The following is an 859-nucleotide window of genomic DNA, read 5'->3' on the forward strand; positions in this document are numbered from 1 at the left end:
AATACGGCCACCGGTCGCTCCCGGCGTCCTGCCTCCCGCGACACTTGTACCTCCATGTACATCGCCTTCGTTCGGTCTTAATTTGCTGATCAGGTGCATGAGGAATAATAACGAGCCATCGCTCACTCTCGGTAAGCCTGGGCCAAAGCGGCCGTCGTAGCCCTTGAGGGTGTTTTCGTCTTTGATGGTGGATTCGATCTTTTTCCAATCGACACCAAAGGGCGGATTGGAGAGCATATAATCAAACTTGGAGGCTGCGAGCTGATCATTGGATAAGGTGTTGCCGAGTTTAATATTGGTGACGTCCTGGCCTTTGATCAGCATATCGGCTTTACAGATGGCGTAGCTCTCAGGGTTAAGCTCTTGGCCAAAGGCACGCATGACCGCTTGTGGGTTTAACTCGTGCACGTATNCCATACCCGAGGAGAGGAAGCCACCGGTACCCGCAGTGGGGTCGTAGATGGTGCGGATGATGCCGGGCTTGGTGAGGGCGTCATCATCTTCCATAAATACCAGGGAGGTGGTGAGGCGCACAATATCACGGGGGGTAAAGTGTTCCCCGGCGGTTTCATTGGAGCCTTCAGCAAAGCGGCGTATCAGCTCTTCAAACACCAGGCCCATATCGTGGTTGGAGATGGCCTTGGGGCTAAGATCGGTTTGGCGGACTTTTTGTACGATTTTAAACAGTAAGTCGGCATCGTTTAACTGGCCTAGGAATTCGGCGAAGTTGAAGAACTCGAAGATTTCACGGGCATCTTTGGAGAAGCTTTGGATGTAGCTTTCCAGGTTTTGTTTGATGCCGTTTTGGCCCAGCTTGGAGAGATCCATTTTTGAGGTGTTGTAAAAACTTAAACCTGAA

At 51.4% G+C, this 859-nt stretch carries 1 protein-coding gene; it reads right to left on the bottom strand.

Annotation, left to right across the window (positions count from 1 at the left end; genetic code table 11):
- Positions 1–859: class I SAM-dependent DNA methyltransferase (locus tag A3756_RS19240; RefSeq protein WP_231875578.1), on the bottom strand; the 859-nt coding region annotated here is incomplete at both ends.

Source organism: Oleiphilus sp. HI0086 (assembly GCF_001635225.1).